The organism is Sneathiella aquimaris (assembly GCF_026409565.1).
GTDB lineage: Bacteria > Pseudomonadota > Alphaproteobacteria > Sneathiellales > Sneathiellaceae > Sneathiella > Sneathiella aquimaris.
Genome location: NZ_CP112881.1, coordinates 1,726,215 through 1,739,998 on the forward strand (window position 1 = coordinate 1,726,215; position 13,784 = coordinate 1,739,998).

12 protein-coding genes are annotated in these 13,784 nt (G+C 49.1%); 8 read left to right on the top strand and 4 right to left on the bottom strand.

Annotated features, from left to right (window positions below):
• Positions 1-151: 151 nt before the first annotated feature.
• Entirely contained in the window at positions 152-988 is an 837-nt protein-coding gene (locus OIR97_RS08105; RefSeq protein ID WP_169545109.1) for a squalene/phytoene synthase family protein, read from the top strand.
• Positions 989-1,010: 22 nt separating this feature from the next.
• Here OIR97_RS08105 and OIR97_RS08110 read toward each other — a convergent pair whose 3' ends face one another.
• From OIR97_RS08110 to uvrA, 3 genes are all read right to left on the bottom strand, one after another.
• Positions 1,011-1,973, bottom strand: coding sequence for a nucleotide exchange factor GrpE (locus OIR97_RS08110; RefSeq protein WP_169545111.1), 963 nt, complete (start codon positions 1,971-1,973; stop codon positions 1,011-1,013).
• A 256-nt stretch (positions 1,974-2,229) separates the two neighbouring features.
• On the bottom strand, positions 2,230-3,570 hold the full coding sequence (trmFO, locus tag OIR97_RS08115) for a methylenetetrahydrofolate--tRNA-(uracil(54)-C(5))-methyltransferase (FADH(2)-oxidizing) TrmFO (protein ID WP_169545113.1): 1,341 nt from the start codon (positions 3,568-3,570) through the stop codon (positions 2,230-2,232).
• Positions 3,571-3,595: 25 nt separating this feature from the next.
• Positions 3,596-6,505 carry an excinuclease ABC subunit UvrA gene (gene uvrA / locus OIR97_RS08120; protein ID WP_169545114.1) on the bottom strand — a complete coding sequence of 970 codons (2,910 nt, stop codon included), beginning with the start codon at positions 6,503-6,505 and terminating at the stop codon, positions 3,596-3,598.
• Between the two features lie 222 nt (positions 6,506-6,727).
• Here uvrA and OIR97_RS08125 point away from each other — a divergent pair, with 222 nt between their 5' ends.
• From OIR97_RS08125 to ssb, 4 genes are all read left to right on the top strand, one after another.
• A complete protein-coding gene (locus OIR97_RS08125) occupies positions 6,728-7,906 on the top strand; it encodes a coiled-coil domain-containing protein (RefSeq protein ID WP_169545117.1) in 1,179 nt (392 codons plus the stop codon).
• 12 nt (positions 7,907-7,918) lie between these two features.
• Entirely contained in the window at positions 7,919-9,826 is a 1,908-nt protein-coding gene (locus OIR97_RS08130) for a hypothetical protein (protein WP_169545119.1), read from the top strand.
• A gap of 10 nt (positions 9,827-9,836) precedes the next feature.
• The gene (locus tag OIR97_RS08135) at positions 9,837-10,703 is read left to right on the top strand and encodes a hypothetical protein (protein WP_169545120.1); all 867 of its coding nucleotides are present in this window, start codon (positions 9,837-9,839) and stop codon (positions 10,701-10,703) included.
• 85 nt (positions 10,704-10,788) lie between these two features.
• Positions 10,789-11,304, top strand: coding sequence for a single-stranded DNA-binding protein (gene ssb / locus OIR97_RS08140; protein ID WP_169545122.1), 516 nt, complete (start codon positions 10,789-10,791; stop codon positions 11,302-11,304).
• Positions 11,305-11,373: 69 nt separating this feature from the next.
• On the opposite strand, the gene tmpT is transcribed toward ssb, so the two are convergent.
• Positions 11,374-12,015: a thiopurine S-methyltransferase gene (tmpT, locus tag OIR97_RS08145; RefSeq protein ID WP_169545124.1), complete on the bottom strand. Its 642-nt coding sequence runs from the start codon at positions 12,013-12,015 to the stop codon at positions 11,374-11,376.
• A 77-nt stretch (positions 12,016-12,092) separates the two neighbouring features.
• On the opposite strand from tmpT, the gene OIR97_RS08150 reads away from it, so the two are divergent.
• From OIR97_RS08150 to OIR97_RS08160, 3 genes are all read left to right on the top strand, one after another.
• The gene (locus OIR97_RS08150; RefSeq protein ID WP_169545126.1) at positions 12,093-12,530 is read left to right on the top strand and encodes a helix-turn-helix domain-containing protein; all 438 of its coding nucleotides are present in this window, start codon (positions 12,093-12,095) and stop codon (positions 12,528-12,530) included.
• Positions 12,531-12,642: 112 nt separating this feature from the next.
• Positions 12,643-13,197 (top strand): helix-turn-helix domain-containing protein, encoded by a 555-nt coding sequence (locus OIR97_RS08155; RefSeq protein WP_169545129.1) that lies wholly within the window; start codon positions 12,643-12,645, stop codon positions 13,195-13,197.
• Positions 13,198-13,206: 9 nt separating this feature from the next.
• Positions 13,207-13,743: a GNAT family N-acetyltransferase gene (locus tag OIR97_RS08160; RefSeq protein WP_169545131.1), complete on the top strand. Its 537-nt coding sequence runs from the start codon at positions 13,207-13,209 to the stop codon at positions 13,741-13,743.
• Positions 13,744-13,784: the final 41 nt, after the last annotated feature.

A 13,784-nucleotide genomic window follows, 5' to 3' on the forward strand; every position in this document is an offset into this window, starting at 1 on the left:
TTATTAAGCCAACGAACAGTCAGTGTTGTGACCGCTCTATTCATACAGTCGTTTATATCGTAAAAATATCGGCAGAACATCCATTTTTTTTAATTATTCTAAACAGTTTCTGTTACATAGAGCACAGGCGATACAGAAAGGTGGACGAAACGTGAAAAATGGCGAAGAACGATCCCATTTGGCAGAGGAAGCGCATCGATATGATTATGATCGATGGCTGACAACCCTTTTTGCGCCTGCGTCCATTCGCGAAACACTGTACGCTTTGATTGCCTTCAATATTGAACTGTCGCGTATCCGGGAAACGGTCACCGAACCTTTGTTGGGAGACATTCGCCTGCAATGGTGGCGCGAAGCCCTTGCCGGACTTGAAGCCCACACACCCAAAACACATCCAGTGATAGAAGCACTGGACTTTGCCAATCGTCAGAAACCAATTGATTTCAAACTGATGCAGGACATGGTGGATATGCGCGCAAAAGACCTGGACCCAACACCCCTTAGTAGTGATGCAGATTTTATTGCTTATGCCGATGGGACAGGGGGGGCTTTGCATCGCCTGTTACTAGCAGCGAGCGATCTGGATGTGACGGAGGCCGATGAAGAGGCGGCCGCGGCGGCAGGGCGTTCTTTTGCGATGACAGGTATCCTGCGGGCAATTCCGTTCCACTTTCAGCATGATCTTGTGCTCTTGCCAACAGACCGACTGGAAGAGCAGGGGGCGACACGAAATACGATCTTCCAACAGGAAAATCGGAGTAATTTTTTCAGTATTGTGAGAGAACTTGGGGAATTGTCGCTAGAAGAAAATCGGCGGGCTAAAAAGCTATCAAATAATGGCAGCAAGAACGGTGCTTTTGCACGTAAGATAAACGGAATTACCGGGCTTTATCTGACACGGTTGAAAAAAGCAGGGTATGATCCAGGCGATACAAAAATGCAGATAGGGGCTCCGCGCAAAATTCTGTCCCTGTTTCTAACCCGATAAATACGCGTAAATTGACGCCCGGTTAAACGTTACCCAGACGCCAGGACTGGCTTTGAATGAAATTCTGGGCCAGAAATCTGTAAGTTGCTTTCAGTTGACGCTCGACCTCAGGGTCTTCTTCTGGTTGAAGATTTTTCCAGCCGTTAATCATATCATCCCAAATCATGAACCGTTGGTGCAGATCGTCACGGGTTTTCCGGATATGATCGATTGTCGGATCAAAGTTTTTCAAGATTGTCAGAACTTCACAGGTCTGTGCGTCGATTTGGTCGAAGCTTCTCTCAAAATTATTGATAACCGGCTCAATCAGTGTATGGATCCGGGACAGATCTTCCATCATGCCACGGTCGCGCTTATACACGGTACGGAGCTTGTCGATATTGGTGCTGATCTTCTTAATCTGGCTGTAATGGTCGCGCAGAGCTTCGATGAACGAGAGTTCACGAATAACGTCGTCTACTTTTTCAACCACATCGTCCTTGGTGATACCAAGCTTATCTGCAATTTCCTTGAAAGCCTTTTGCACCTTGTCTTTTGTATGCGGGTCGTTTGCAATGCTTTCCAGTTCACCAATATTGGTGATGATTTCCTCGCTGCCTGCCAGCCATGAAATAAGCTGCATGGTGATACGGCCGCGGGCAATCTGTTTGTGAATTTCTTCAATGGACCAGGAGGCTGATCCATCCAGAATTTCCGTTGGAATGGAATCGTTTGGATGGATTTCTTTCACGAACTTCAAAGAGCTGCTGATGGTACCCAGAAGTTCCGCATCGGTGCTGTCCTTGTCAATTCCAAACTCCTGACAGATGGAGCGAACAGGGATCGCGCCTTTCATTTCACCAAGTTCAACAAAAAAAGCAGGTTCTTTGCTGTCATGGGTCAGCTTGAAGTAAGCCCCCTTAACACCAAAAATCTTGTGTTGAAACGCGAAATGAGTACTAGGGCTCAAGTCACTGTTCTCACTGGTTTTTTCTGCTTCCGACATAGGTGCGTCAGTATCCCTTGATAAACGTGGTCATAAGAACCAATTCTGGAAAACGGTATCCTGAATGTTCTCAGACTAACCAGACATCGTATATAAAAGGTTACCAAAACCACTTTTTAAGCACTAATTTATTCAAACTTTTAGTGTTTAAGTTGATGGCAACAGTTGGAACGTCCGGTTCTTGAACAGTCATCATTATACCGTTTTTCCCGTTATCAAGCACCTGCAATATTTCAGTTGCGTTGTATTCTGATGGTTATGCAGAAAGGGTTTCTTTCCATTCTTCAAAATCAGCTGTCGCTCGCTTCGTATAGGCCTGTTTACGCTCTTTCTTTTTGACCCGCACTTCAAGGGGCGGGAAAAGACCGAAATTGACGTTCATAGGCTGGAAGGTGCTGGCTTCAGCATCACCCGTAATATGTGACATCAGGGCGCCAAAAGCAGTTGTTTGTGGTGGGATCGTGAATGTTTCATTCCGTATCTCCGCCGCAATAAACCGCCCGGCCATCAGGCCAACCGCTGTGCTTTCGACATATCCTTCAACACCGGTTACCTGACCGGCAAACCGAAGGCGCGGAACTGATTTGAGGCGCAGCTGGCGATCCAGAACGACCGGGCTATTGATAAAAGTATTTCGGTGCAAGCCGCCAAGGCGCGCAAATTCCGCGTTCTCAAGGCCAGGAATTTTTTGGAAGATCCGGACCTGTTCCGCATATTTCAGTTTAGTCTGAAAACCGACAATATTGTATATGGTCCCCAGTTTGTTGTCCTGACGCAACTGGACAATGCCATAGGGTTTGACGGTTGGATTGTTGGGATCTGTCAGGCCCACAGGTTTCATTGGACCATAGCGTAGAGTTTCCGGGCCCCGTTCCGCCATGACTTCAATCGGCAGGCAGCCATCAAAATAGGGTGTATCTTTTTCCCATTCTTTGAACTCGGTTTTTCCGCCTTCGTTCAGGTCATTGATGAATTCGTAATACTGCTCTTTCGTCAAAGGGCAGTTGATATAGTCGGTTCCTTCGCCTTTATCATAGCGGGACTGGAACCAGGCAATATCAAAATTGATGCTATCTTTGTAAATAATGGGCGCAATGGCATCAAAGAAAGAAAGGGCATCTGCGCCCGTTGCTTCATGCACGGCCGCCGCCAGATCCGGTGAGGTTAGCGGACCCGTTGCAATCAGGGTGCTGCCCCATTCTTCCGGGGGCAGGCCTTTTACTTCTTCGCGGGAAATTGTGACAAGCGGGTGGTTTTCCAGTTTGTTCTGGACGTAATTGGAAAATTCCACACGATCAACAGCGAGGGCTCCCCCTGCGGGCACTTTATTGGCATCTGCACTTTCCATAATGAGCGAACCAAGTTCACGCATTTCTTTGTGCAAAAGGCCGACCGCATTATTTTCAGCATCGTCCGAGCGAAACGAGTTGGAGCAGACAAGTTCGGCCAAACCATCGGATAAATGGGCATCGGTTCCGCGAACAGGACGCATTTCATGCAGGATAACCGGAATGCCCTGACGGACCAGTTGCCAGGTTGCTTCTGAGCCAGCCAGGCCGCCACCTACCACATGAACGGGTTTGATCTCTTCTGTCATATTTACTCTTTTCGCCGAAAGTGGATTAGGCCGCTTTGGTCTTTTTAGATTTCTTGGTGTTGGATTTCTTCGCTGGTGCTTCCCCTACCGTGACAGGGGGGCGTTTTGCAAGGATTTCCTTCAAATACTGGCCTGTATAACTCGCTTCTACCTCAGCAACCTGTTCAGGGGTGCCTTCTGCGACCAGATAACCGCCCGCATCACCCCCATCAGGGCCCATATCAACAATCCAGTCCGCTGTTTTGATCACTTCCAGATTATGTTCAATGACCAGAACGCTGTTACCCGCATTGACCAGTGCCTGCAAGACTTCCATCAGTTTGCGGACATCTTCAAAATGCAGTCCGGTTGTTGGCTCGTCGAGAATATACAGCGTGCGCCCTGTTGCCCGGCGGGACAATTCTTTGGCCAGTTTGACCCGCTGGGCTTCACCACCAGAAAGGGTTGTCGCCTGTTGGCCGACATGGATGTAACCCAACCCAACCTGTTGCAGGGTTTCGAATTTTTCCCGAATAACCGGCACAGCCTTGAAGAAAATGGCGGCTTCATCAACCGTCATATCCAAAACATCCGAGATGCTTTTGTCTTTGAAGGCGATTTCCAGAGTTTCGCGGTTGTAGCGTTTACCTTTACACACATCGCACTGGACATAGACATCCGGCAGGAAGTGCATTTCGATTTTAATAACGCCGTCGCCTTTACATGCCTCGCACCGTCCGCCTTTTACATTGAACGAGAAGCGCCCTGATTTATAGCCCCGTGCTTTCGCTTCAGGCAGGCCTGCGAACCATTCTCGGATAGGTGTGAAAGCGCCGGTATAGGTCGCCGGGTTAGACCGGGGTGTGCGTCCGATCGGGCTTTGGTCGATATCGACGATTTTGTCCAGCCACTCTATCCCTTCAATCCGATCATGCGGACCGGGATGATTACGGTTATTGTTCAGCTTTTTGGCAATTGCCTTATACAGGGTTTCAATAATCAGGGAGGATTTACCGCCGCCGGAAACACCGGTAACACAGGTGAAAGTGCCCAGCGGAATATTCACATTGACGCGTTTCAGATTATTGTGCCGGGCACCAATAATGCGCAATTCACGTGCGGTTTGCGGCTTGCGTCGTATCGCAGGCAAGGGCACTTCTTTCGTTCCTGAAAGATACTGACCGGTAATGCTGTCCGGGTTATCCATAATATCCTGCGGTGTTCCCTCGGCGATCAGCTTGCCGCCGTGGCTACCGGCTTTGGGTCCCATATCGATGACATGATCGGCTGTCATCACAGCTTCTTCATCATGTTCGACAACGATAACCGAATTGCCCTGATCCCTGAGGTTGACCAAGGTTTTCAGCAGGCGAGAGTTATCCCGTTGATGCAGTCCGATAGACGGCTCATCCAGAACATAAAGAACACCGGTCAGGCCGGAGCCGATTTGAGAAGCAAGCCTGATCCGTTGACTTTCGCCGCCAGACAGGGTTCCCGATCCCCGTGAAAGGGTCAGGTATTCCAGACCTACATCCACCAGAAAGCCAAGACGTTCGTTAATTTCTTTCAGGACGCGTTCGGCAATTGATTTTTCTTTTTCACTCAGAACATTGTTCAGGTTCAGGAACCATTTGCGGGCATCCAAAATTGATTTTCCCGAAACCTCACCAATTTGCAGTCCATCAATTTTTATGGCGAGAGCCTCTTGTTTCAGCCGATGTCCGCCGCAGGTTTTACAGGCAGTTTTATCCTGATATTTTTCAAGATCTTCGCGAACCCAGCTGCTGTCGGTTTCGCGCCAGCGCCGCTCAATATTCGGAATGACACCTTCAAACGGTTTGTTGGTTTTGTATGTGCGCATGCCATCATCAAAAGTAATCTGGATTTTCTGATCACCCGTGCCTTGCAAAACGGCCTGCTGATGTTCTGGCTCCAATTCTTCCCATGGGTCGGTAGTCTTAAATCCGAAATGCTTGGCGAGGGCTTCCAGTGTCTGCATGTAGTAGGGGGCCGGCGTTGCGGACCGTGACCAGGGCGCGATCGCGCCGTCGCGCAAAGATTGTGTTACATCTGGTACCACAAGATTGGGATCGAAATACATTTCGGTTCCCAAACCACCGCAGGACGTACAGGCACCATACGGATTATTGAAAGAAAAGATACGCGGCTCGATTTCTTCGATCGTAAAACCGGAAACCGGGCAGGCAAATTTTGCGGAAAAGATTTTTCTTTCGCTGGTATCGGCATCTTCGACGACAAACAGGCCATCGGCCAATTCTAGCGCAGTTTCAATGGAATCGGCCAGACGTGTCTTGATATCATCATTAATGACGACACGGTCAACAACCACGTCGATATGGTGCTTCAGCTTTTTATCCAGCTCCGGCACATCCTCGATTTCATAGATCTCGCCATCGATCTTAACCCGTTGAAACCCGCGTTTTCGCAGATCCATGAATTCTTTTCGGTATTCGCCTTTGCGGCCCCTGACAATCGGCGCCATCAAATAAAGTCGCTTACCTTCCCCCAATGCCAGAACCTGATCAACCATCTGGCTTACGGTCTGGCTTTCAATGGGAAGACCCGTTGCCGGGGAATATGGAACACCGATGCGGGCAAACAACAGACGAAGATAATCGTAAATTTCGGTTACGGTACCAACAGTTGACCGCGGGTTTTTCGAGGTCGTCTTTTGTTCGATGGAAATTGCGGGACTTAAGCCGTCAATATGGTCAACGTCTGGTTTTTGCATCATTTCCAGGAATTGCCGGGCATAGGCTGAAAGGCTTTCAACATAGCGGCGCTGTCCTTCAGCATAGATTGTATCAAACGCAAGAGACGATTTTCCTGACCCTGACAATCCGGTGATCACAACCAGCTTGTCGCGGGGAATGTCAACATTCACATTTTGCAGGTTATGTTCGCGTGCGCCTCGGATACTGATAATCTTATGCATATGTCGTTTACACCTGAATTCTGGTTTTCTTGGAGCACAAGAATTTATAGGGAATGCGGCTAAAATGCCAGCAGCAATCTTGAATAATGTTGTTATTTTGTTCCTGTTTACCCGTCCTGTGATCAAGAACAACTTTTTGCGCCCGCTCTGTTAGTTTTCTCACAGTTTTACTTCCTCAGGATTTGTAATAAAGTAGTAAAACATAATATAGGGAGGCTGGGGATGGTTATGTTGGAGGCCGCATTGGCCTTTGCCGTGGTCATGATAATCTTTTCGACAGTCGTGACGGGGATCATTGAATTTATTCACCGGATAATGGGAACGCGCCATAAACACCTGAAGCGCATGGTAGGGCACTTGTTTGACCAGTATCTGATGCCCCGTCTGGGACGACATTTGTCCGCCGCCAATGCCCGCGACAGAGAAAAGTTTATACGGGCCATGACTGAAAACCCGATGGCTGAAGCCCCCGAAAAATTTGTTCCCCCTGCCACAGACCTGAGTTCCCTTGGTTTCTTCGAAAAAATTATTCAGTTTTATAGCAGTCTGAAGTCTTTCTTTTTGTTTTCCATGTCTCCTTTTCGCCGAAAAGTGTTCGGTAAAGAGATTGAAGTTCTGACGCCTCTTGCCTTTGCCGAACGTCTTGCCCGTACTGATATTGGATTGGCGATCCTTGAAGAAGGTGAGGAGCAGCTGGAGGCGCTGATCGATGATTTTTCGAGAAGTTTCGACCGGCTGGGACGAACTGCGACCGAGTTCCTGCAAAATCGGGCTCGTTCATTATCCATTCTTGTCGGAATTGTGCTTGCCCTTGCGGTGAGTATTGACGCTGGAAAATTGATGACGGCCTTGGTCGAAAATCCTGAATTGCGAACCGCGCTGATCGATCAATCCGAAGAAGCCATCGAGGAAAACCGTAAAGCATCGCAGAAACTGGAAGACCTTCTTGTCGATATAAAGGCAGGCAAAGCAGAGGCCGTTACCGCGAAGGATATTGTTGAGGCGCAGGAAGCGCTGAAAAACAATGTGGATAGCCTCAAGAAGCAAGGGCTGCCCATTGGCTTTGAAGAATACCCATGGGTAAAGGATGCGCCAGTTGAACCTTCAGGCTATGTCCGATGGTTCTTCATGTGTGTTCTCAGTGGCGTTTTAATTGGGTTGGGCGGACCCTTTTGGTATCGTGTTTTTACCAAAATCTCTCAACTGACAACCTTACTTAAAGCCGTTGGTTTTGGCGCCCGCAAAGAGGTGGAGGAAAGCAAACAGCCACCAAAAACAGCAGAAGAAAAAATGAGGCCAGAGACGGTCAGCGACGCATTTTTGACAGCTGCGCGTAACCACAAAATCGCTCATAAAGCCCGCAACCGTGCCATTTTAGGCGCGGACGGAACACCGCTTTAGAAAGGAAAGAAAATGGATCCGATTTTTGCCATTTCCGCTGTCAGGGCGATTATCCGAATTGGGGATGTCTCAAAAGATGCATTTAGTCAGTATGCGCAGGAAAAACCCATCTTATTACCATCGGGGACCAGTATTCCTCACGACCCCATCATTGCAATTCGGGATATTTGCGAACAATACCCGGCCTTCACGGCGATGTTGGAAAATGACGAAGAATTAAAAAAACGGTGGGCTGACAACCGAGAAACAGAGGTCCCTGGTGCTTTGGAGACGGTTTATCTGGCGGCTGTTCAGTTTGAGGCAGAGCAAAAGGCAGAAAGCCGAGTGGAAGGCGTCGACCCGTCCAACGATTTCGTCGAGGACGCTGACAAATCAAAACTGGCAGCAGGTGCCATGGTTTCCCAGTGGGCGGTCGGTCAGGGACCTGTGTCGCCTGTTGCGCGGGTTTTTGTCTCGCTCGCCGATGTTGCCCTTGAATTTGTGAGCGCGGATCCGTCTATTCTGGGGGTTGGCGGAAAAGGCGAAAAGCTCATCGGTGCGATCAGTCTAGCGGTTTCAGAGGCTATTCCCGATATTGATACGCGGGCCTCCCTTGGGCCGAAAGATCGTTTCGCTGAACGGTTGTCGGGGCTGGCGTTGCGGGCCTGTTTGCAAGCGGTCACGAGTAATCCGGATCTGGTTGTTGAAGAAAAATCTGTCCAGCAGCTTCTTAAAAACAGTTTACCACCGATCATTGCCGCAATGCCTTCCGGGGATGGAAGTATTGCAGAACAAATCAAATGGCATCAGGTGACGGATGCTTTTTTCGGACCAGCATTATCGGCGGCCCTTGATACGATCTCAAACGACCCATCAGCTTTTCTTGGTGGTAGTTTTGATCGGGAAAAAGCGGCCGGGGTGATGGTCACTGGGTTGTTGAAAGCGGCGGCGAAACAGGATCTGGAAACCCGATTTTCGAAAACCGGGGTCATTGAATTGGCGCGCGCGGCGGCCGGTATCGCAGCAGAGAACCCGGCTTTAATTCTAGGGGGACTTCTTGGCAATGAAGATCTGACCGATCCGCAAAAACAGGAAATATCAGAGACCATCTCTGTTCATTTATTCGCGGAAATTTCGGCAACGCTTGCCCATAAAAAGGCTCCTTTTAGTGAAGGGCTTGGGGTTGCGATAGCAGCGTCGATGCTGGAGGGGTTAAAGAAAGCAGGACCCCAAATCTTTAAAAGCGCCCGCCCTTGGGATGTTGTTGCCTCTAAGGGGTTGAACCTTATTCTGGACGGGTTCTCGGATGCTTTGCTTAAACCAGACGGAAGCTTTGTTTCGACGGTCTTTAACAAAGATCAGTTAATTGAACTGGCGCGGGTGGTTGTGGCGCAGGTGGCAACGACCCCTCATATGCTGGGAACGGATAACAAAGACATTCAGCGTGTTATTTCCGGGGTTGCAAAGGCCATGACGGCCGATAAAAAATTACTGCTGACCCGTGAGGATTGGGGGCAGATTATCGCTGTCGCGGCCGAGGAAGCCGCCTTAAATCCCGGACGATTGTTCGGCATTAATGACAAAAATCCTGAAGGATTGCTGGCCACTGAATTGATTACACAACTGCTGGATGTTGCTGCCGAAGACCTCCAGAAACAAACCGGAAAAGTGGGGCCTGTCCTTATTGGCACCACGTTAAGGGATGCCATTACAACAACTCTTCGGTCTGTCGGTGGGAATATTCATGCGGCGGTTACCCATAAAACCAAAATGAAAGAATTGGCACAAACTCTTACGCAAGTCGCGGCGGCGCGGCAATTTGAGATCGGCGGGAAAGAGTGGAAACGCTTGTATATGCATTTACTGCCTGGGGTTTTGCGGGATGGTGTCATTCCGACATTAAGTGCCGAGAAAATTGAAGATATTCTGTCTGCTGGATAAGGGTGCTGAGATGGCAAAAATACTAAAAAAATTGGTCTTTGTGACGGTCTTCCTGATGCTTCAAGGGTGTCAGGCCACAACGTTGCTGGACCTAAATAAAGACTATGTGACACTGGCCGAACAACAGGCAAAAAACCAACATTATTCGAAAGATGGGGTGCCGTATCACGAACAGGAGCTGGTGACCGAAGCCTATGGCCTTGAACTTGAACAATTGGCGTTGAAAGCATTGGAAAGTGCAGATGAAGCAGCATCAGATGCCAAAAGTGCTTCGGATGCGCAGGAGAGAAATAGCGCTCTTCGCAATGAAGCGTCTTTCCTCAATGTGTCAGTTCGAAGTTATCTGTCTTCTGGGAAAGTTGCAGATCACAATGTGGTCTCTGTCGCCAATCGCGGTGTGGATGTGTGCGCAGGGCTAAAAGGCTTGGAAGGATTGCCCACCACATGTGGTTATTTTCATATCGTAAAAATGGTTGCCCTTAATAATGAGCTTGCCCGAAAAACGCGCGCGCTTCTGCGCAAGGCGGCTCTATTAAACCAAGGCGAAAAATTAACGGTTGAAGAGGGAAAAATATTGCTCGGCGCGCATACAGGATCAGTGGCGGCGATTGTTCAACTGGAAAAATTACGATCAGGGAACACAATTAACTGGCAAGAGGCGTCCAAAGGTTTGCACGATTATCTGATCGATGAACAAATTAATTTACTGTGCAATGCGATTACCTATCGGGGGCGTATTCTTGACGCGAAGGCAGGCGATGGTTGGGACCCACTGACCGTTTTGGAGGAGACGAGACCCGCATTCAATGAGGTGAGAGAAGCGCTGAAAACAGAACCTCAGGAATTCAATCGACAAACAGACTGCGATCGGGTGTGATTTCTACTGGTCAGGAATTACTGAAGCGGATAAAGTGCCGTTCAATTTTTCTTAGGTTAGATATAGAATCGAAAGCACGAAGATTATGGCAGGCAGCGTCAATAAAGTAATTCTTGTAGGCAATCTGGGAGCGGATCCTGAAGTTCGCTATATGCAGAACGGAAAACCCGTTTGTAACCTTCGGATTGCGACATCTGAGAGCTGGCGCGACCGCGAAAGCGGAGAGCGCCGCGAAAAAACAGAATGGCATCGGGTGGTCATTTTCAGTGAAGGTCTGTGTAAAATTGCAGAAAACTATCTGAAAAAAGGCTCAAAAGTCTATCTGGAAGGTCAATTGCAGACCCGTCAGTATGAACAGGATGGAATGACCAAATACTCAACTGAAATTGTTTTGCAGGGCTTTAATGCCACGCTCACAATGCTGGATGCTGCAGGCGGTCAGGGCGGCGGCCAGGCGGCTGGCGGCCAAGGCGGTGGAAGCTTTGGCGGAGGCGGCAATCAGGGCGGCGGCTTTGGTGGCGGCTCTTCCGGGGGCGGAAATGGCGGTGGTTTCGGTGGCGGACCATCAGGTGGTGATTTTGATGACGACATTCCGTTCTAAGGAATTGGTTGTTTTTGCTTCGGCAGATACGAATAGAAAGCGGGCTTTTATGCCCGCTTTTTTGTGTTTTCAGGGCTTCCCGCGGAGGAGCGTGACCGTTTCAAGTGCATCGTTCAGACCTTTTAAGCCCCCCTCAACATGTATCCGATCAACCGGGGCAACGCTGTAGTCGTTTGCGTAAAGATCGCGAATATGGACGCTGTCGATTGAAAAGGGCGGTCCCGACATCAGGGATTGATCATATTCATAGCAAATCAGGAATTGTGGGGCCCGATCTGTTATATTGATCAGGTGGCGGGCATAGCGCGTCCGCATGTCTGGTGGCAAGGCGACCAAGGCGGCTCGATCATAAATTCCGTGAACTGTACCCAGATTGTCCGCGTTCAGTTCGAAAATGTCCCCGACGAAAATATCAATATCCGGGGCAGAATACAGGGTCAAAGGTCCTGTTTTGGTGATCGTTGGTTCCAGCGACAGGCCAGAGAACAACTGTTTGATTGCAAGTTCGCTCAGCTCGATGCCCACAACTTTATACCCCTGACCAAGAAGCCAGGCGATATCACCGGTCTTGCCACATAGAGGGACAAAAATTCGGTTGCCCGGCGCAACCTCCAGCAAGCTGAACCTTTTCGCAAGAATGGGATTTCCTTGCTCCTGATGAAACCCCAAATTGTTTGTTTCCCATAAACCGTGCCAAAATTCTGTTTCCATATTGTCTCCATTCCTCTTGAGATATTGCATATTTTAGGTAAGATACAACCTCAAGTTCACTTTAGGTCAAGAGAAAAATGAGCACAGAAATTCTGGATATTGGAGAGGTCTCGAAATTTGCAAAACTGCCTGTTTCGACATTACGATACTACGAGGAAAAAGGCCTGATACAGTCGATCGGCCGGCGGGGATTGCGGCGTCTTTTTGATGTTCAGGTTGTTGAAAGACTGGCGTTGATCACACTTGCCCGCAAGGCTCATTTTTCGCTTGAAGAAATCAGTACCATGCTGGGAACAGACGGCAGTGTTCATATCAACCGGAATAAGCTGAGGGACAAAGCAGATGCCTTGGATCAAACCATTCGGCAACTGACAACGTTAAGAAATGGTCTTAATCACATAGCCGAATGCCGGGCGCCCAGCCATCTTGAATGCCCAAAGTTCAGACGTCTCATGCGCCTTGCAGGTAAAGGGAAGGGGGACGCCGGGCCGAAGAACCCATCGATAAATCTTTAAGGCGGGCGCCGCTCCCCGCTCCTTGAGGGCTGGAAAAGTCTGGACAAGACCGATTTTTGCCGATATCTCATATAAGAGAATATTTCTCATAATAGAGAAAATAAGAGGCTGAATGACTGATACCTTGACGGAAAAATTGGCAGACCGCTTAAAGAATTTGCGGCAGGAACGGGGGCTTTCGCTTGATCGTCTTGCCGGTCAGGCTGGGATCAGCCGCGCAACACTATCCCGGCTGGAAAAAGGGGAAGTCAGCCCGACAACAGAACATCTTGGGAAGTTATGCAGCGTCTATGGACTGACACTTACAAGATTAATTGCCATGGTAGAAGACGGGTTCGTCCCGTTGGTGACGCGAGGGGCGCAATTGATATGGCAGGATGCAAAGCAGGGGTTTACCCGCAGATCTGTCTCGCCACCATCCAATAGTCTGGGGGTTGAAATGATTGATGTTCTTTTGGCGCCTGCCGCTGATATTGCCTATGACGCGCCGCCCCGACCGGGCCTTGAACATCATTTATATTTGCTGGAAGGAGAGATGCAGATCACCCTGGGCGATCATCTGTATCACGTCAAAGCCGGTGATTGTTTGCGCTATCAATTATATGGCCCTAGTCGTTTTCAGGTTCTGGGGAAAAGGGCCGCCCGGTATGTGATGGGCTTGTTATAGGAGAGAGAAATGACAGATATCGTCATACAGAAAGTGGACCCGGAGCATATTAAAAATCTCCCTGATGCCCTTGGAAACCTGTTGAAAAGATGTGTGGATAACGGCGCGAGTGTTGGTTTTATTCAGCCTTTCGAATATCAGGAAGCCCGGCACTACTGGATGAGTACTGTTGTTCCTGCGGTAGAGAGATCACAGATTTTGTTGTGGGTTGCCATGCTGAAGGAGCAAGTTGTTGGTACCGTGATGTTACAGGTGTCAATGTTGCCCAACCAAACACACCGGGCGGAGGTGGGAAAACTATTAGTGGATCCCGATTGCCGGCGAATGGGAATTGGTCGGCGCCTTATGCATCAAGTGGAAGAAGGGGCGTTGCAGGCTGGAAAACTTTTATTGACCTTGGACACCCGCACGGGAGATGTGGCGGAACCTCTTTATCATCAATTGGGATTTCGAACCGCGGGTGTTATTCCAGACTATTGCAAGCGCCCTGAAATTGGTTCTCAAATACTGGATGCAACAACCTATATGTATAAACGAATAGATTAACGGCTATGGCCTTTGCTGGTCGCGATTAGCCGGGCTTCGTG

Bases quoted from the DNA above. Each gene is read 5' to 3' on its own strand.
- OIR97_RS08110 (WP_169545111.1), bottom strand. From the start codon at position 1,973: ATGTCGGAAGCAGAAAAAACCAGTGAGAACAGTGACTTGAGCCCTAGT.
- trmFO (WP_169545113.1), bottom strand. From the start codon at position 3,570: ATGACAGAAGAGATCAAACCCGTTCATGTGGTAGGTGGCGGCCTGGCT.
- uvrA (WP_169545114.1), bottom strand. From the start codon at position 6,505: ATGCATAAGATTATCAGTATCCGAGGCGCACGCGAACATAACCTGCAA.
- OIR97_RS08125 (WP_169545117.1), top strand. From the start codon at position 6,728: ATGGTTATGTTGGAGGCCGCATTGGCCTTTGCCGTGGTCATGATAATC.
- OIR97_RS08130 (WP_169545119.1), top strand. From the start codon at position 7,919: ATGGATCCGATTTTTGCCATTTCCGCTGTCAGGGCGATTATCCGAATT.
- OIR97_RS08135 (WP_169545120.1), top strand. From the start codon at position 9,837: ATGGCAAAAATACTAAAAAAATTGGTCTTTGTGACGGTCTTCCTGATG.
- ssb (WP_169545122.1), top strand. From the start codon at position 10,789: ATGGCAGGCAGCGTCAATAAAGTAATTCTTGTAGGCAATCTGGGAGCG.
- tmpT (WP_169545124.1), bottom strand. From the start codon at position 12,015: ATGGAAACAGAATTTTGGCACGGTTTATGGGAAACAAACAATTTGGGG.
- OIR97_RS08150 (WP_169545126.1), top strand. From the start codon at position 12,093: ATGAGCACAGAAATTCTGGATATTGGAGAGGTCTCGAAATTTGCAAAA.
- OIR97_RS08155 (WP_169545129.1), top strand. From the start codon at position 12,643: ATGACTGATACCTTGACGGAAAAATTGGCAGACCGCTTAAAGAATTTG.
- OIR97_RS08160 (WP_169545131.1), top strand. From the start codon at position 13,207: ATGACAGATATCGTCATACAGAAAGTGGACCCGGAGCATATTAAAAAT.